Raw genomic sequence first — 18,166 nt, forward strand, 5'->3', positions numbered from 1 at the left:
GACAACTGCCGGGGGCACGCTGGCCAGAGTAGCTGGCCTTGAAATAGAACTCATCGCAATGCCTCACAATAAATATCGCAGCAACGCAATCGTATGAAAAAAACGCTTATCAAACCGCCGTGCAACCCGAAAAAACCAACAATATAAAATCAATCAGAATCTATTAGCAGCCTCAGTATAGCACGGTCACATGAAAGATCAATGGCGCGTTGCCGGCCACGTGCACTGGGCGCGGGCGGTGCCCGTGTCGTCTATTCCGCCAGCGCCTTCCGCAGCGCCTTGAAATCCCGCCACGCCAGACGCTTCTGCAATGGCTGGCGGAGCAGATAGGCGGGGTGCAGCGTGGCGAGCGCGCGGATGTCGCGCTTGCCGGTGTTGTAGGTGAACCAGCGCCCGCGGGTGCGCAGGATGCCCTCCTTGACGCCGAGCAGCGCCTGCACCGAGGGGCCGCCGAGGCAGACGAGGATATCCGGGTCGGCGAGCTCGATCTGCCGCTGGATGAAGGGATGGCAGGCAGCGGCCTCCTGGGGCGTCGGCGTGCGGTTGCCGGGGGGGCGCCACGGCACGATGTTGGCGATATAGGCGTTCTTCGCCCTGTCGAGGCCGATGGCCGCCAGCATGCGGTCGAGCAGGCGCCCGGAGCGGCCGACGAAGGGCTTGCCCTGCAGGTCCTCGTCCCGGCCCGGCGCTTCGCCGACGAGCATCACCCGTGCGTGCGGAGTGCCGTCGGAGAACACCAGGTTCTTTGCCGTCCTCTTCAAGGCGCAGCCTTCGAAACCGGCCAGCGCCGCCCGCAGGGCGTCAAGCGTGTCGGCGTTGCGGGCGAGTTCGCGCGCCGCCCGCACCGTGTCGTCGGCTCCCTCATGGCCTGCGGAACGGTTCGGCGCCGTGACAGCGGCGGCCGGTTGCGGCGCAGGAGGGGCGGCCGATTGCCGGGCAAGGGGAGACGCTGCCCGCGCCTGGGCGCTTTCGCGGAAGCGGTCGACGGGCGCGTCGTCCAGCGCGAAATCGACCCCGGCCTCGACATAGAAATCGAGCAGCGCCGCAATCGCGGCGCTCTGCAGGGAGCTTTTGGACGCTGGGCTGTTGTCGGCGGTATCGGACATTGGGCCACTATAGAACGACGGCGGGCGGCAGGTAAACGCCCTGCCGCCCGCCGTCACTAACAGCCTCTGGGACGTCCCGCACCTCAGGGGCGCGGCTCCAGCGGAATCTCGGCGGTGACGGGAGGCTCGGCCTCGGTCTGGCATTGCGACAGGCGCTTCTGCGCCTGTTCGCGCAGGAACAGGAAGATGCCCGCGCCGACGATGATCGCCGCACCCAGAAGGGTCGTGACTTCCGGCACTTCATCGAAGAAGACGTAGCCGAATACCACCGCCCAGACGATGATCGTGTACTGATAGGGCACGACGACCGAAGCGGGGGCGAGCTTCAGCGACCGGTTCACGCACAGGAAGGCGACCATCGACACGATGCCGAGCAGGCCGAGCATGGCGAGGCCGGCGACATCCGGCACCACCCAGCCGAACGGCGCGGCGATGATGCCGAAAGCCAGGCCGCCGACGATCTGGAACGCGACGAGCTGCAGGTCGCCCGCGCCGCGCGACAGGCGCGTCATCACCATCAGGCCGGAGAAGGAAAGGCTGCCGGCGAGTGCGATCAGCGACGGCCAGGAGAGATGCGCGATCGAGGGGCCGAGCGCGATGAGCACGCCGCCAAAGCCCACGATCACGGCAAGCCAGCGCGCCGGCCCGACCCGCTCGCCGAGAAACAGCGCCGACATGGCGGTGACGTAGATGGGGCTGGCGAGATAGAACGTCATCACGTCGGCGAGCGGCAGATAGGCGACGGCCCAATAGAACAGCGCCACCTCAGCCGTGCCGCAGAGGGCGCGGGCGATCTGCACGCGCGGACGGACGATGTTGAAGAACGACGCCCCCTCCCGCAGGATGAATGGCGCCAGGACCGCAAGCGCCGCGATGGAGCGGATCAGCAGTATCTGCCCCACGGAATAGGTGGCGACGAGCCACTTCCCCATCACGTCGTTGACGGAGAAGACGAACAGGCCAAACACCATCAGCCCTATGCCGGCAAGGGTGGTGTTGCGCCCGACGGAAAAAGGACGGACGATAGATGTGTCAGACATGATGGAGAGGCCACAAGCACTTGAAAAAAGGGAACTAATCGCTCCCTTATCCGCGCGGACTATGTCAGATTTGCGGCTATGCCGATAGAATGGGCAAACGCCTAGCTGACCTGCAGCAAACGCATTCGTTCGCCGCAGATGACGAGCCCGGACAGGATGCCCCAGTTGGCGACGCCGCTGTCGAGATCGATGCGGTGCGGGCTGCGGAAATCGATGGTGCGGCGCGGGATATGGCCGTGGATGACCGCGACTCCCTCGGGGTAGGGGCCGGGCTGGTCGATCCATTCGCGCCGCGTCCACATCAGCGTGTGCGGGTCCTGCCGGTCGAGCGGCAGGGACGGATCGATGCCGGCGTGCACGAACACGAGCTGGTGGATGCGGTGCATGAAGGGCGTCGCCTCGAGCCATTGGGCGAGCTCTTCGCCGAATCTGGCGCGGAATTCCTGCGGCGTCACCCGCCACGGCTCGAGTCCCATTTCCTTGAACATGCTGCCGCCGCCGGAATCGATCCACGGCCCGACGGCCTGGGCGCTGCCGCCGAGATAGGCGAGAAAGCGGTCCTCGTGATTGCCGCGCAGCGTGATGTTGACGGTGCCGTCGATGCCGCGGCGCGCGAGCCGCAACGCCTCGCGGTTCTGGGGGCCGCGGTCGATCAGGTCGCCGAGATGGATGACGGTGGTGTCGTTGGGGCCGAGCTCGTCGAGTTCGCGCCTGATGGCGTCGTGCATCGCCGCCAGCAGGTCGGCATGGCCGTGAACGTCGCCGATCGCCGCCACGAAGCAACCTTCAGGCAGGATGCGGATAGCCGGTCGCCAATCGAAACGAAGCACCTGGTTGCGGGTAAGCGTATGCATTCACTCGTCCGGATCAATTATCTGAAATTATTGTGGCGATTCTGCCGCCGCATCAACCCGGCGCGGGCATTATCAACCTGGTCCGATGATGTCCCGGGCGTTGCCGCGCTTGAAGCCCGCGCCGTGGCCTGCTAACTGCTTCCTTGAGAACAATGTGGAATTGCGCGCCGCCAGCCGGCACCGTCCGCCGGGCGCGCCCGTTACATGAGAGAGCAATGGCCTCCTTCCAGTACGTTTATCATATGCATGGCTTGTCGAAGACCTATCCCGGCGGGAAGAAGGTGCTCGACAATGTGCATCTGTCCTTCTACCCCGGCGCCAAGATCGGCGTTCTGGGTGTCAACGGCGCGGGTAAGTCCACGCTGCTGCGCATCATGGCGGGGACCGACAAGGAGTTCACCGGCGAGGCCTGGGCGGCCGAGGGCGCGCGCGTCGGCTACCTGCCGCAGGAGCCGCAGCTCGACCCGGCCAAGAGCGTGCGCGAGAACGTCATGGAGGGCGTGGCCGAGAAGAAGGCCATCCTCGACAAGTACAACGAACTGGCGCTGAATTACTCGGAAGAAACCGCCGACGAGATGACGCGGCTTCAGGACGAGATCGAGGCGCAGGACCTGTGGGACCTCGACAGCCGCGTCGATCAGGCCATGGACGCGCTGCGCTGCCCGCCGGACGACGCCGACGTCAGCCAGCTCTCGGGCGGCGAGAAGCGCCGCGTGGCGCTGTGCAAGCTCCTGCTGTGGCAGCCCGACCTGCTGCTGCTCGACGAGCCCACCAACCATCTCGACGCGGAGACGGTGGCGTGGCTCGAAGGGCATCTGCGCCAGTATCCGGGCGCGATCCTGATCGTCACCCACGACCGCTACTTCCTCGACAACGTCACCGGCTGGATCCTCGAGCTCGACCGCGGCCGCGGCATTCCCTACGAGGGCAACTATTCGGCCTGGCTCGAGCAGAAGCAGAAGCGCCTCCAGCAGGAGGGCCGCGAGGAGGAGGCGCGCCAGCGCACGCTGGAGCGCGAGCGCGAGTGGATCTCGGCCTCGCCGCGCGCCCGTCAGGCCAAGAGCAAGGCCCGTATCCAGCGCTACGAGGATCTGGTGCAGAAGGCCAGCGACAAGGCGCCGACCACGGCGCAGATCATCATCCCGATCGCCGAGCGGCTGGGCAACAACGTCATCGATTTCGACGGGCTGACGAAGGGCTTCGGCGACCGCCTGCTGATCGACGATCTCAGCTTCAAGCTGCCGCCGGGCGGCATCGTCGGCGTCATCGGCCCCAACGGCGCGGGCAAGACGACGCTGTTCCGCATGATCACCGGGCAGGAGACGCCCGACAGCGGCACGATCACCGTCGGCGAGTCGGTGCAGCTCGGCTACGTGGACCAGTCGCGCGATGCGCTCGACGACAAGAAGACCGTGTGGGAGGAAATCTCCGGCGGCAACGACGTGATCTATCTCGGCAAGCGGGAGATCAATTCGCGCGCCTACTGCTCCGCCTTCAACTTCAAGGGCGGCGACCAGCAGAAGAAGGTCGGCATGCTCTCGGGCGGCGAGCGCAACCGCGTGCACCTTGCCAAGATGCTGAAATCCGGCGCCAACGTGCTGCTGCTCGACGAACCGACCAACGATCTCGACGTCGATACCCTGCGCGCACTGGAAGAAGCGCTGGAGGATTTCGCCGGCTGCGCCGTCATCATCAGCCACGATCGTATGTTCCTCGACCGCATCGCCACCCACATCCTGTCCTTCGAGGGCGACAGCCACGTGGAATGGTTCGAAGGCAATTTCCAGGATTACGAGGAAGACAAGAAGCGGCGTCTGGGCATCGACTCCACGATCCCGAAGCGTATTCAGTACAAGAAGTTCGGCCGCTAGAGCGGGTTGCGTAATTGTTGAAGCAGGGTCTGTGACGCAATCCGCTCTAATTTCCATAGTTTTTCGCAACTTGCGTTTAATTTGATGCTCAAGTTAAACGCAAACGGCCTTAGTGCACCGCACTGGAGGACAGATCATGCCGCAATGGGACGCAGGCCAGTATCTCAAGTTCGAGGACGAGCGCACCCGCCCGGCGCGGGATCTGCTGACGCGCATTTTTCCGGCTGCGCCGCCGGGCCGTGTGCTGGATCTGGGCTGCGGCCCGGGCAACTCGACGGAACTGCTGGTGTCGCGCTTCCCCGAGGCCGAGGTCGTCGGCGTCGACAACGCGCCGGACATGCTCGAGAAAGCGCGCCAGCGGCTGCCGGGGGCGCGCTTTGTGGAGGGAGACGTCGCCGCTGCCCATGGCGGCTGGCGGGATGAAGGTCCGTTCGATCTGATCTTCGCCAATGCCGTTCTGCAATGGGTGCCTGACCATGCCGACCTGTTGCCGTCGCTGGTGGAGTTGCTGTCGCCGGGCGGCACGCTCGCCGTCCAGATGCCGGACAACCTCGATCAGCCCTCTCACAGCGTCATGCGCGAGGTGGCCGGCGCGGGGCCGTGGTCGGCGCGTCTTGCCGGGGTGCAACGCCTGCCGCTGGGTTCGGTCGGCGAGTATTACGACATGCTCATTCCGCACGTGAGCCGGGTCGATATCTGGCACACCATCTACCAGCACCCGCTCGAAGACGTCGACGCCATCGTCGAGTGGGTGAAGGGCACCGGCCTGATGCCCTATCTGGAGCCGCTGGACGCGTCCGAGCGGGAACTCTTTCTCGCCGAATATGCGGAAAAGCTCGCCGATCACTATCCCGGCAGGGCCGACGGCAAGGTGCTGCTCGCCTTCCCGCGGCTCTTCATCGTGGCGCAGCGATAGCGCTTTCCGATCAGATGGTGCCATCTGATTGATCGGAATTCACTCAAAACGAGCAAATGAGCGGGTTTCTCCGTTTCCGTGAAACGGTGAAACCCGCTGGGGCCGCCGTGTTGGTGGCGGCGCTCAGGCAGCCGCCGTGCGTCCGCCCGTCGTGGCCGGCGCGGAGGCGGGCGCGGACTGGCCCTCGAGGAAGCGCGCGAACCAATAGAGGCACATCACGCCCGCCGGCACGACCACGAAGCCGGTCAGCGTGTCGTTCTCCAGCCGCGTCCCCTCGGTCAGCATTCTATAGATCAGGCCGGTGCTGCTGAGCACGGACCCGAGGGAGAAGATAGCGAGGCCATGCCGCCCCATGAGCGCCAGCGCCTGGCCCCAGTCGAAACGCAGCAGGCGGTCCCCGACCCGCCACTGCGTGAGCAGATAGGCGAGCGCGAGGAAATGCGCGAAGCGCATCACGCTCATGTCCGTCTTGTCGAACCCGCCGAGTTCGTAAACGGAGGCGAAGAGACCGGGCACGAGGCCGAAGGCGTTGGACGCCACGACCGCGGCGAGCGCCACGAACACGGTCGAGATTGTCATCAGCGGACGCGAGGCGGGCACATGCAGGCCGTCCCGCCGGGCGAGCACGCCCACCGTCATGCCGCTCACGAACGCGAACTGCCATGCGAAGGGGTTGAAGAACCACAGGCCCGGCAACGGCCAGCTCGGCAGGTTGACCTGCGGCATTTGGGCGATGACGTAGATCACGAACGACACCGTCAGCGTCAGGAACGGGTTCCGCCATGTCGCCAGCAGGAAGAACGGCGCCACGAACACCAGCAGGATATAGAGCGGCAGGATGTTGTAGTAGCCCATCTGGTGGCCGAGGAAGAGGATCCCGAGCAGGGCGGTTCCGGGTTCCTCGAATATCACGTCGCGGCCGTGGTCGAGCAGGAACGCCTCCTTGCCCGTCAGCACGAAGGCGTTGGCGTAGAGCGCGATCGCCGTGAACGTCAGCAGCAGGTGGACCGTGTAGAGCAGGAGCGTGCGCCGCCATGCGCGCTCGATGACGCTGCCGACTTCGCCGCGCGCGACGCTCCGGCCCCACGCCAGCGCCACCGACAGGCCGGCGATGAAGACGAAGGCCTCCGCCGAATCGGAAAAGCCGAAATTGCGCGGCGTGATATGTTCAAAAACATTGCCCGGTATGTGGTTGATGAAGATGACGATCAACACCAGCCCGCGCCAGAAATCGATGGCATTGACCCGTCCACTGCCCCCGCTGCGACCGGTTCTGGCTGAATGAGACAATAGATCACCCTCCGCTTCGTCATGGAATGCAGGCAAACGGCTATGGCCGCCATGTAGCCGGATTATTCTGAAACTCAAACGCGGCCAAACGAAGAGTGTTCCATCCAAGGCCGTTCACACGTGTGCGAGCGCACACGGCGGCGCCACCTTTACGAGGCGTCAGTGTCCGACGGTGCGGGAGAACAGGTTGATGACGAACACCCCCGCGATGATGAGCCCCAGTCCGATGAGCGCCGGAGCGTCGAGCCGCTGCTGGAAGGCCACGAGCCCGATGACGGAGATGAGTATGATGCCGACGCCGCTCCAGATGGCATAGGCGATGCCCACGGGAATGGTCTTGAGCGTCAGCGACAGGAAGTAGAAGGCCGCGGCATAGCCCAGGGCCGTCACGACGCTCGGCAGGAGGCGGGTGAAGCCTTCCGACGCCTTCAGCGCCGAGGTCGCGATCACCTCGCAGATGATCGCGATGCCGAGATAGATATGGCCGGTGCTCATGAAAAACCGCTCATGCAGGACGATGAAAAGCCGAACCGGGGCCCGTCAGGGAATGATCAGTGTGCCGGCGCCGTGGTCCGTATAGAGTTCGAGCAGCACCGAATGCGGCACCTTGCCGTCGAGGATGACCACGCCCTCGACGCCCTGCTCCAGCGCGTAGATGCAGGTCTCGACCTTCGGAATCATGCCCCCGGTGATGGTGCCGTCGGCGATGAGGCGACGGCAGTCGTCGATCGTGAGCTGGGGCAGCAACTGCTTGTTCTTGTCGAGGACGCCGGGCACGTCGGTGAGCAGCAGCAGGCGCTTGGCGCGCATGGCGCCCGCGATCGCCCCCGCGAACGTGTCGGCGTTGATGTTGTAGGTCGCTCCGTCGTCGCCCGGCGCCACGGGCGCGAGCACGGGAATGAGCTCCGCTCCGAGCACCGCATCGAGCACGGCGCGGTTGACGCGCTGGGGCTCGCCGACGAAGCCGAGATCGACCGCCGTTTCCGTCTGCGTCTCGGCATCGACCACGCTGCGCGACACCTTGCGCGCGGTGACCATGTTGCCGTCCTTGCCGCAAAGGCCGATGGCCCGCCCGCCTTCGGCCGCGATCGTGCCGACGAGCTGCTTGTTGATCGAGCCCGCGAGCACCATTTCGACCACCTCGATGGTGGCCTGGTCCGTGACGCGCAGGCCGGCCTGGAATTCCGAGGTGATCCCGAGCCGTTTCAGCATGCTGCCGATCTGCGGGCCGCCGCCGTGGACGACGACGGGGCGCACGCCCGATTGCTCCAGCAGCACGACGTCCTCGGCGAAGTCTTCCGACGCGGCGGCATCGCCCATGGCATGGCCGCCGTACTTGATCACGACGACCTGCCGGTCGTAGCGCTGCATGTGGGGCAGCGCCTGCACGAGGATTTCAGCCTGGGTGAAGACATCCGGGAAGTCGGGGGGAGAGCGGTCGGTCATGTCGGTCTGCTGCCTGCATAAGATAAGATTCACGAGATCCATCCCACGCCGTTCTACAGGACAAGCCGGCCGATGTCGTCCGCGATTTTTCGATCGGCGGATGTCATCTGCGGATATCAGGGCAGCGCGGCGGAATTCCGTTTCGCGGGAATGAGCGCGGCGACGGCGATGGCGAGCCAGCCGGTCAGCAGCAGCGTTCCGCCGGTCGGCGCGGCCATGGGAAACAGCGTCCTGCCCTCGATGGCGCGCAGCGCCAGCTCGCCGGAAAACAGCGCCACGCCGGCGAAGGCGAGCCAGCCGCCGATGCGCCCGACCCCGGCATGCGCCAGCCCGGCGCGCACGAGAAGCGGCACGCCGATCAGCACCGGCGCGTGAAACAGCAGGAAATGCGCGGCGGTATCGAGCCCGCTTCCCGGCCCCGTCACATGGGTGGCCGCCGCCGCGGCCGCCGTTCCCAGAAATCCGAAAACCGCCCCCAGCACGATCAGCGCGCGGTCCATTTCCTGCCTCCCTGAAAGCATGTCGACGACATGTTTATCGCGCGAGCAAAACGCGCCGGGAACTGCGACAAACGGTCTTACCGAACGATGACGGTACAGGAGAAGGGCCTTGCGTCAGCGGATCATCGGCTTTCCGACCGGCAGGACGTCGTAGCCGAAAACATCGAGAAAGATCGCATGCGCCATGACATAGAGCGCGAGAGCGGCGCAAACCATCAGCTCGTAACCGGCAATGACATTGAAGACCGGTGCGCCGAAATGCCCGACGACGAGCAGGATGAAACCGATCAGCAGCGTGATGAAGACGAGTCCGAGCCCGGTGCTGATGCGCATGGCGCCTATCGTCATGATCGCGGTATAGATCGTCCAGACGACGAGGAACCAGCCCACGTCCGAGGCGCTGACCGGAAAGAGATCCATCGCACTGGCAATCTGGATAAAGCTGAAAGCGATCCAGAAGGCGCCATAGGACGTAAAGGCGCTGTAGCCGAAATTGTTGCCGGTCTTCGCTTCCTGCAAACCGGCGATGAGCTGCGCCAGACCGCCGAACACGATGCCGAGCCCGATGACCGGACCGAGCGATACCCATCCGACATTGTGGAATTGCAGAAGCAACGTGGTCATGCCGAAGCCGGCAAGACCGACGACGGCCGGATTGCCATGCTTGTTCACATCAGGCGTGGCGACAGGCGCGGCTGCGACAGGCGGAGACTGTGGAGCGAGGGTCATATTCATCGGCTGTCCATGGAATTGGTTGGGTCGGAAAGGCGGCAGTTCCAGTCCGGGAAGTATACCGGGTCGTGGTGACGGTTTAATTTTGGGGATTCTCGAAGCGGAGCCAATCAAGTCCATTGCCGGCTTCCGGAGGCAGGCGACGGATTGCTATTCACTTCGGGATGATCAATGGGAAGGGACGAAAAGTCTTGTGCCCCGAGGGCGAAAGACAAGCGCGGCCTGCCTTCCGGAGGCTCGGGATCGCTCCTGAATGACACAAGTCATCCAGTCTTCCGGCCGGGAATCTTTTTCCCCTGGGCCGCATATCTTCCCGAGCGGGAAATTGCAGCAGGCCACATGGCTTGCAGGCCATGTGGCTTTCAGCGTATCTGCCCGCCGACGCCACGCAATGCGGCCTCGCACGATGAGATGCCGGATATCGAAAATGTCTACAGATCGAGTATCCGCAGGATAAGCGGCTCCGGCCAGGGGACCGAAATCAGCAGCTCGATACCACCGAAAATCATGATCCACGTGACAGCGATATAGAGAACGATGGTGAGCAGGCTGGCCCTGGCCATGAAGCGAAGATAGGCGAAGACGAAGATGACCATGCTGGCCTGGAAGCCGATGAGGGCAAAGCCGGCAATGAGGGACACCAGCCAAAGGATGGCGGCGTTGGACCGCTCGACGACCTTGGAGCGATCCACATCTTCAGGCAGCCCCAGATCGAGCACGCCCGTGGGAGCAAATCTGACGTTCAGATAGGGAATTTTGGCAATCGCGATCTCCAGGACCGAAAGGACGAGCGCCACGGAAAGAATCCAGGTCGGGAAGATCGCGGAGCGCGTCGGCCAGGGCCGGTCCGGGAAAAGAATCGTCAGCAGCGCCGCCGCGAAGAAGGCGAACATCGCCCATGACATCATTTTCGGAGAGATCCAGAGCGGTATCTTCTTGAGCAGGTCCGTCTTCATGTCGCTGATCCCCCTCAACCGTTTCCTGCCTGAGACGCCTCTTCTCTCGCGCGTTCGCGGCGGTCCGACCGGAAGCCGAAGACGAAGGCCAGGACGATAATCGCCGCAATGACGAGCACGGCGGGCCGCGTGATCCAATCGAAGCCAAATCGCCCGGTCGACAGGAAGTAGTACTGCTCGAGGATGGGTCCGAGAACCACGGCGAGCACGAGCGCTGGCCGGGACCACCCGCCGACCTTCATGCTCCAGCCCAGTATGGAGAACCCCAGCAGGAACAGCAGGTCCATATAGTCCCAGTTCTGCTGGAACGAGGCGAACACGCACACGACGAGGATCGCTGGCACGATGAAATGAGCCGGGACGGCGGCGACCTTGCCGAAGAAGCGGATCAGGCCGATGCAGAGCAATCCGCCCACGATGCTGGAGGCGATCAGGGCCAGCACGATCAGGAGCGTGACGTCGAGATTGCGGGTGAGCATCTGCGGTCCGGGGATAATGTCGTGGAACAGCATGCCCCCCATGAACACGGCCATTGCCGGGCTTCCGGGAATCCCGAATGCGAGCGTCGGAATGAGCCCGCCGGCGCGCATGCTGCTGCTGGCCGTCTCAGGCGCAATCACCCCCCGCACGTCGCCTTTGCCGAACGTCTTCCTGGCATCGCGTTCCGACGTGAGCGCATGGCCGTAGGCAAACCAGTCGACGACCGAGTTGCCGAGGCCCGGAATGACCCCCACGGCGATGCCGACGAACGACGTCCTGATGGCGAGGAACCAGTGACTCGCGACATCCTTGATCGAGGACGTAAGCCGCGACCAGAAACGCTCCCTCTGCTGCTTGCCATGAGGGGAGATCGATGTGCCCTTCACATAGATCTCGATGATCTCGGGAATGGCGAAGAGCCCGAGAGCGAGGGGGATGAACGGCACGCCCTGCGCCAGATAGAAATTGTCGAAGGTCCATCTCAGGTGGGCCGTCTGCGGGCCCACTCCGACCATGGAGATGACCAGGCCGAGCGCCGCGGCCAGGAACCCCCGGATCATGCTGCCCTTGCTGAGCGCGGCAACCATCGTGATGCCGAGCAGACCGAGCATGAAGAATTCGGGTGAGCCGAAGGACAGCACGAAGGGTCGCAGAATCGGCAGGCTGGCGAACAGGATGATGCCGCCGATGATGCCGCCGAACGTGGCCGCGGCGAAGCCGGCCCCCAGCGCACGGTTGCCTTCGCCCCTCTTGGTCATGGGGTAGCCATCGATGATGGTTGCCTGGGACCCCGCGCTGCCGGGTACGCCCATGAGTATCGACGGAAAGATGTCGCTGATGGAAATCGCCGTGAACAGGCCGACCATCATGATGATGGCGACCGAAGAATCCAGATGAAACGTGAACGGCAGCAGAAGCGCCAGGCCGGCGACGCCACCCAGTCCCGGCACGACACCGAAAAACAGGCCAAGAAGGACGCCGCCGGTCAGCGCCACGATATTCATTGGCTCGACAAGCATGGCCATTGCGGCGATCAGTGCTTCGAACATGGCATTCCCCGCTGACCCCGTATCCGCCGGTGGGCGGACGGGAGGTGCTTCTGGGCTGGCGCGGCGGATGTCCGCTTGAAATCATGCCGCCGCTCTATCCCATTGTTGACGCATCGGATCTTTCGAAAAGTGCATACACTTTCCGGTCTGATGCCCCTAACGGTCGAGGCCGGCTTTCTGCCACCAGCTCAGATAGGCTTCGCGAAGCTCCGGAGACATGTTGGCGATCCGGCGGCTCGCAGCGGTTGCGGTCTCGGCATCGACGATATGCGAGGGCGCGCCGTTCACCTCCGTCGAGCTCAGGAATGCCGGGTCGTTGAGGGTTTTCCAGACCGCATCGGCAAGCACGGCGACAATTTCCCGGGGGGTTTCAGGGGCCGTGTACAATGAGAAGAAGACCGTGTTGGCCATGTCGGCAATATCCAGAGCCTCGGCCAGAAGGCCGCTCACCGGCTCGCGGCCGAGCTGCGCATACACTTCCTGGAACGTCGGAACGTCCGGCGTCTGGGGATCGCGCACGATCTTGCCGTCGACTTGCAATCCGGTCTGCCAGAGCGCGACGATGTTGCCCGCGTCGATCTCGGGTTGAATCTGCTGAGTGAATGCGGGTTCGTTCTCGCTGAAGACATCGGCCTCGCCGCGGAAGATCGCGAGCCGGGCTTCGGATGCGCCGCCTGGATACAGAACCCCCCGGAACGTGCTGTCGAGTACCTGCAGCCGGGCCAGCATGTCGAATGTCGGAATGCTGGAGATGTCACGCAGGCCGACGAAGAACTCCTTCCCCCTGTTGCCGACGAGCGCTTCCGGAGACGGAACGCTGCCGACGTTCGAATAGACGACGGCACCGCCGCCGATGCCCCCAAGGGCATCCATCTTGTGCATGTCGTGCTCGGCGCCGACGATATCGGCCAGAACCTGCCGGAACGCCGTCCCGCCCTGGAACAGCAGGGTCAGGCCATTGGGCTTCGCGGTCCGGTAGAAGTTGTTGAGGCCCGTGACGCCTCCGCCGCCGCCCACGTTCTGGATGACGACATTGGGGTTGCCCGGCACATTCTTCCCCAGGATATTGCCGAGCTGGCGTGCATTCAGATCCGTTGCGGAACCGGCACCCGAGGGGACGATGATGGTGATCGTCTGTCCCTTGAAATGGTTCTGTGCGTCGAATTCCGCCTGAGCGGCCGACATTCCTCCCAACGCAGCCACAGAGAACATTATTGTTGCCGACAGCGCTTTCCAGCTTATGAACATCTGGCTTCCCCTTTTTTATATGTATGAACCGATCAACGGCGTAGTGATTGTTTCATTGAATTTCGAAGACTCCTTCCACTTCTACGCATTGACCGCGCGGAAGCTCGAACACGCCGATCGCCGACCGTGCATGCACCCCGTCTTCGCCCCACAGGGAGGCAAAGACGTCCGATGCACCATCGATGACGCTGAACTGATCGTGGAAGCCCGGCGCCGATTTCACGAAGCCCAGCAGCTTTACGACGCGTGTTATGCGATCCAGGCTTCCGGTCTGATCCGCGATCGACCGCAAGATCGCCAGGGCGCACCCCTGCGCGGCGTATCGAGCCTGGTCGACGGAAACCGTCGTTCCGACCGCCCCCTCTATCCTGTAACCGCCGAATTCGGGCGGCGTGTGCCCCGAAACGAAGAGCAGGTTTCCGGTGCGCACCGCTCCCCGGCGGTTGCCGCTCGCCCACGCGCGAGGCGGCGGCAGCGCAAGGCCCAATGCCTGAAGCTTGTCCTCGATAGTCATGCCGACCTCTCCATCTTCATTGGATGTCCGCTCCCGGAGCGCATGCGCGCTGGCCTCATGTCAGTTCAAGGATGTCCAGCCCGTTCTCGCGATCGATCGTCAGAACGAGCCCGCGCTCATCCACGAAGACATCGTTGGTCTGCGGCGCCTTGCAGCCATCGGCGGGGTTCGGGAGGAACGATGCCACTTCCTTGGGCCGGTCCGGATTGGAGATGTCGACGACCCTGAGCCCTGCTGAGAACCACGCGCAGAATAGCAGGTTATCCGGGCCGATGCGTTCCTGGAACTGGTGCAGCCCCGGTCCGTAGACTTCGTGGCCGTAACGGCCGTTCTCGTCGAGATGCGCTCTCGCCCATGGTGCATCGAAGTCCGTGACGTGGAACTGGGCGATGGGCTTGATATTGCCGTAGTCGCTGACGTCGACAACCCACAGGAAGGCATGGGGCTGTCCGTTGTCGTGCGGGTGTTCCTCGTCCGCGATCACTGCGATGTCCCGTCCGCCGATCTTGTGGGGAACCTTGAGGAATGTGTGCGTGGGTTCGGGGTAGGGCGGATGATAGGTGAATACCCCCACCGTGCGCGGCTCGCCGATGTTCGAGATATCGATGATGCGCGCGCCGCCGTACCAGCAGCCCGCCCATAGCTCGTCGCCGTGGCGCAGGGCATGGTGCAGCCGATGCCGCAGGCCGTCCCAATGCGGCGTTTCGCCACCGGCGATGTGCTGGCCGGGCATCCACCAGCGCGAAACTTCCTCGGGCGCCTCCGGGCTGGACAGGTCGTAGGTGACCAGGATGTTACCCCGGAAGCCCGCCATTTCGGTGCTGATGTAGGCATACCGCTCGCACACGTCGAAACGATGGACGCCCACCCCTCCCGTGGGCTGATGGGTCAGCAGGCGGGGGCTTGTCTTGTCGCTGATGTCGTAGATCCGGAAACCCCCGTCGGGATATCCGCGCCTGGCGACCTCGCGCAGTTCCTCCAGCCGTGTGACCGGGGCGTTGAGCAGGGCGGCCAGCTCGGCGTCGGTCGGATTGCGTCCGTGCTCGGCGATGAAGGCGGCCTGTCTGGCCTCGAGATCAAATCCTTTCCGCAGAAAGTGCCGATCGTGCATTTCCATGTTGCAGATCATCAGATCGCCGACGACCCTCACCTTGTGGGTATGGGAGCGGCTGTTGTCCAGCGTGATCTGTCCGACAACCCGGGGATTGGCCGGATCGCGGATGTCGATGATCGACGTGCCGGTCGGAGGGCTCAGATGCCCGACATAGGCATATCCCCCCGCGACCGTCACCTGACCGCCGCCGGGGATATCCAGCCGCGAGACGCGGCGCATTCTGTTCTGCTGCTCCAAGGGCCCACTCGCCTCCTAAACGTGACCGTAGCGCGCGAGAGCCTCAGCGAGGGACATGCCGCCGTTGAGGCTTTTGCGGATTTCGACTTCCTTGCGGGTCAGGGCTTCAGACCGCGCGAGAACTTCTTCAACGATGGTCGCCGGGATCACGAGGGCGCCGTCTTCGTCGGCGAGGATGAAGTCGCCCGGCTCCACCTTGACCCGCGAGATGGTCGCGCCGCGCACGAACACCGGGCACTGCCATCCGTTGACCTTCCAGCGCGTGATGGACTGAATCGGTGTGCGGTAGCGCGCGAAGACCGGAAACTTGCGCTCGCCGATCCAGCGCACATCGCGGATGCCGCCGTCCACGAGGGCGCCGACGCAGCCGCGCTCCTGCATGCCGATGGCGATCAGTTCGCCGAAATAGCAGATCCCTTCGCCATCGCCCGACCAGACGGAAACGTCACCGTCTTCGAGGCCCGCGCAGGCCTGCATCTTCTCGGCGTCCCCGCCGAGCGGGAACGGGCTGTGCTGGCCGCGGATCGTGTACGCCCAACCCGCAACCTTCCCGGCATCCGCCGGATGGGGCAGGAAATCGGAGGCCAGTCCCTGATCGAAATAGCCCATCTCGTCGAGCACGTCGCCGACATTCGAGGTATCGACAGCCAGAAAACGTTCGCGAATATGTTGCTTGGTAATCTTGTCCATTATGCTCCCCGGATGATCATGAGCGACGTGGGCTAGATCGACGGAATGTATTGTCTGCTTTCCTGTCGCGTCTTCATGCGAAGTGGAGACCGGTTCGCATGAAGAAAACGCACCAAACCTAAGAGTTAGAACGTTTCCATGAAACGATGAGAGGTTCTAGGTGCCCACGCGAAGCGGGGCATTCATCTTGCGCAGGGCCGCGACCACGGAGAGCGCCGTGATGCGTCCGGTCTTCGGATTTTCGGTGGGAATGTTCTCGATCGACAGCTTCAGTTTGGCCGAGTCCGAGTCCACCTCGATATCGTGATAGTTGCGATTGAGATTGGGGTCCGCCCAGATTTCGAGTTCCGTGCGGTCGGGCCCGATACCGGCCAGGGAGAGCGCGACGGCGACGTTGAGATTGGCGGGAAAGCCTATCGCCGCTTCCCGCGGTGTTCCCTTGAAGACGCGCACGGGTTCCGTAATCGAGCTGATGTCGATGCCGTTCTTGACGAGATGGGGCGCGCCGAGCAGGCCGCGTACCGGCTTGCGCGTCAGCATCCGTACCGAATGGATCGTCCCCTCGGCGGCGGCCGTCACGGCATCCAGGCCAAGGAGAGCGCCCGTCGGGACGATGATCTGGCCACCTTTGCGGCGCGCGAGATCGACCATCTGCATATTGCTCAGCAGCGCTCCCGAGCTCAGCACAAGCGCCTTCTTGCCCGCGCGCAGGAACGGCTCCACAACCTGGGTGAAAATGGCGGACGGCGCACATTCGACAACGAGATCGGCAAGCGCCTCGAGTTCGCCGACGGGAACGAACGCGATATCGCTTTTGAGATGGGAGAAGCGTTCACGCGCCGCATCGAGATCCCGCGCCGATATGGCCGAGAGAACGCAGCCGGGCACGCCGGCGTCCAGCGCCTCGATGAGAGCTCCGCCGGCAGCACCCGCCCCGGCAACCGCTACCCTGATTTCCGCATTATTGTTTCGCACATGTGTCATGCGCATCCTCTGACATAAGGAACTGTCCACAATGCCTGGGACAAGTTTCTCCGCCCCAGACTCCGCTCAGGTTAAAGAGCGGAAACGCTACCCGACAAACGATTTGTCTGAGCGCCATGCATGATGTTAGATCATGCATGGGAGGGTTTCATGGCTGCTCGCGACCACCTGCCTTCGCTCAACCTTCTGCGCGGCTTCGAGGCTGCGGCCCGGCATCTGTCGTTCACAAGGGCGGCGGATGAGCTGAACGTCACCCAGGGCGCGATCAGCAGGCAGATTCGTGAACTCGAGCTGTTCTTCGGAAAGCCCTTGTTTGTGCGCATGACGCGCAAGATCGCGCTTACCCGCGACGGGGAGACATTCTTCGAGCACGTCCGCTCTGCCCTGGACAAGATCGACGAAGCCACGCTGGTGATCCTTCACCGGCCCGCGCACCGCCATATCAAGCTCAATATCCTGCCGACGCTGTCGACGCATTGGCTGATGCCGCGGTTGTCCCAGTTCACCAAGGACTACCCCGGGGTGGAGGTGACGCTGGTGTCGTCGATCGATCCCGTCAACCTTGCCGACCGGGAGGCTGATATCGCCATCCGGGTCGGGCCGCTGCCGGGGCAAACCTATGACAGGCTCCGGCCGCGCATTTCGCTGAACATGGTTACGCACTGGTCCGGCGTTGTCAGCGACGAGCTGTTTCCCGATATTCTCGTCCCGGTATGCGCGCCGCAGCTTCTCAGGGGACGGTCACGGATGGCGCCGCAGGAACTGGTCGACCTGCCCCTCATCCAGACGACGACCCGTCCCCATGCCTGGGTTGACTGGTTCGCCGCCCATGATCTTCCGACCGGCAACATCGACTATGCGATGGAGTTCGGGCATTTCTTCATGACCCTTGATGCTGCGCGCCAGGGCATCGGCGTCGCGATCATTCCCACCGTTATTTTCGCCAGCTATGCTCATCGCGCGGACCTCGTGATTCCGCTTGGTCTGGAGTATGTGAAAGGCACGCCCAGTGCCGGCACATACCAGATGCTGACTTTCGCCGATGAGCTCGGGCGCCCGGAAGTGCAGAGCTTCCGGGCGTGGATACGCCGGCAGGCCGAGCTGCTGATGCGTCATTCCGAGGCCATTTTTGCCTGACC

18 protein-coding genes are annotated in these 18,166 nt (G+C 63.7%); 3 read left to right on the forward strand and 15 right to left on the reverse strand.

Annotated elements, in window-relative coordinates; translation table 11 throughout:
- Positions 1-251 precede the first annotated feature (251 nt).
- From ACUSIJ_RS14575 to ACUSIJ_RS14585, 3 genes are all read right to left on the reverse strand, one after another.
- Entirely contained in the window at positions 252-1,106 is an 855-nt protein-coding gene (locus tag ACUSIJ_RS14575) for a uracil-DNA glycosylase (protein ID WP_449309129.1), read from the reverse strand.
- An 83-nt stretch (positions 1,107-1,189) separates the two neighbouring features.
- Entirely contained in the window at positions 1,190-2,146 is a 957-nt protein-coding gene (locus ACUSIJ_RS14580; protein ID WP_449309130.1) for a DMT family transporter, read from the reverse strand.
- Between the two features lie 101 nt (positions 2,147-2,247).
- Entirely contained in the window at positions 2,248-3,000 is a 753-nt protein-coding gene (locus ACUSIJ_RS14585; protein ID WP_449309131.1) for a metallophosphoesterase, read from the reverse strand.
- A gap of 215 nt (positions 3,001-3,215) precedes the next feature.
- On the opposite strand from ACUSIJ_RS14585, the gene ettA reads away from it, so the two are divergent.
- A complete protein-coding gene (ettA, locus tag ACUSIJ_RS14590; RefSeq protein ID WP_449309132.1) occupies positions 3,216-4,871 on the forward strand; it encodes an energy-dependent translational throttle protein EttA in 1,656 nt (551 codons plus the stop codon).
- A gap of 136 nt (positions 4,872-5,007) precedes the next feature.
- On the forward strand, positions 5,008-5,787 hold the full coding sequence (tam, locus tag ACUSIJ_RS14595; protein WP_449309133.1) for a trans-aconitate 2-methyltransferase: 780 nt from the start codon (positions 5,008-5,010) through the stop codon (positions 5,785-5,787).
- Positions 5,788-5,910: 123 nt separating this feature from the next.
- Here the strand turns inward: tam and ACUSIJ_RS14600 are convergent, their stop codons facing one another.
- The 12 genes from ACUSIJ_RS14600 to ACUSIJ_RS14655 all read right to left on the reverse strand — a co-directional run bounded on the left by ACUSIJ_RS14600 (position 5,911) and on the right by ACUSIJ_RS14655 (position 17,027).
- On the reverse strand, positions 5,911-7,077 hold the full coding sequence (locus tag ACUSIJ_RS14600) for an OpgC family protein (RefSeq protein WP_449309134.1): 1,167 nt from the start codon (positions 7,075-7,077) through the stop codon (positions 5,911-5,913).
- A gap of 159 nt (positions 7,078-7,236) precedes the next feature.
- Positions 7,237-7,572 (reverse strand): SMR family transporter, encoded by a 336-nt coding sequence (locus tag ACUSIJ_RS14605; protein WP_449309135.1) that lies wholly within the window; start codon positions 7,570-7,572, stop codon positions 7,237-7,239.
- Between the two features lie 45 nt (positions 7,573-7,617).
- Positions 7,618-8,523, reverse strand: a complete 906-nt coding sequence (gene argB, locus ACUSIJ_RS14610; protein ID WP_449309136.1) for an acetylglutamate kinase — start codon at positions 8,521-8,523, stop codon at positions 7,618-7,620.
- Between the two features lie 116 nt (positions 8,524-8,639).
- Positions 8,640-9,023, reverse strand: a complete 384-nt coding sequence (locus ACUSIJ_RS14615; protein WP_449309137.1) for a DUF423 domain-containing protein — start codon at positions 9,021-9,023, stop codon at positions 8,640-8,642.
- 114 nt (positions 9,024-9,137) lie between these two features.
- Positions 9,138-9,752, reverse strand: coding sequence for an acetate uptake transporter (locus tag ACUSIJ_RS14620; RefSeq protein ID WP_449309138.1), 615 nt, complete (start codon positions 9,750-9,752; stop codon positions 9,138-9,140).
- 434 nt (positions 9,753-10,186) lie between these two features.
- Positions 10,187-10,711 (reverse strand): hypothetical protein, encoded by a 525-nt coding sequence (locus ACUSIJ_RS14625; RefSeq protein ID WP_449309139.1) that lies wholly within the window; start codon positions 10,709-10,711, stop codon positions 10,187-10,189.
- 14 nt (positions 10,712-10,725) lie between these two features.
- Positions 10,726-12,240: a tripartite tricarboxylate transporter permease gene (locus ACUSIJ_RS14630; protein WP_449309140.1), complete on the reverse strand. Its 1,515-nt coding sequence runs from the start codon at positions 12,238-12,240 to the stop codon at positions 10,726-10,728.
- 156 nt (positions 12,241-12,396) lie between these two features.
- Positions 12,397-13,425, reverse strand: a complete 1,029-nt coding sequence (locus tag ACUSIJ_RS14635) for a hypothetical protein (RefSeq protein ID WP_449309141.1) — start codon at positions 13,423-13,425, stop codon at positions 12,397-12,399.
- A gap of 115 nt (positions 13,426-13,540) precedes the next feature.
- Entirely contained in the window at positions 13,541-14,002 is a 462-nt protein-coding gene (locus ACUSIJ_RS14640) for a RidA family protein (protein WP_449309142.1), read from the reverse strand.
- Between the two features lie 55 nt (positions 14,003-14,057).
- A complete protein-coding gene (locus ACUSIJ_RS14645; RefSeq protein ID WP_449309143.1) occupies positions 14,058-15,335 on the reverse strand; it encodes an LVIVD repeat-containing protein in 1,278 nt (425 codons plus the stop codon).
- 33 nt (positions 15,336-15,368) lie between these two features.
- The gene (locus ACUSIJ_RS14650) at positions 15,369-16,043 is read right to left on the reverse strand and encodes an RraA family protein (RefSeq protein ID WP_449309144.1); all 675 of its coding nucleotides are present in this window, start codon (positions 16,041-16,043) and stop codon (positions 15,369-15,371) included.
- A 156-nt stretch (positions 16,044-16,199) separates the two neighbouring features.
- The gene (locus ACUSIJ_RS14655; RefSeq protein ID WP_449309145.1) at positions 16,200-17,027 is read right to left on the reverse strand and encodes an aspartate dehydrogenase; all 828 of its coding nucleotides are present in this window, start codon (positions 17,025-17,027) and stop codon (positions 16,200-16,202) included.
- A gap of 150 nt (positions 17,028-17,177) precedes the next feature.
- Between ACUSIJ_RS14655 and ACUSIJ_RS14660 the strand changes: the two genes are divergently transcribed.
- Positions 17,178-18,164, forward strand: a complete 987-nt coding sequence (locus tag ACUSIJ_RS14660; RefSeq protein WP_449309146.1) for a LysR substrate-binding domain-containing protein — start codon at positions 17,178-17,180, stop codon at positions 18,162-18,164.
- Positions 18,165-18,166: the final 2 nt, after the last annotated feature.

The sequence above is a fragment of the Pseudochelatococcus sp. B33 genome (genome assembly GCF_053570585.1).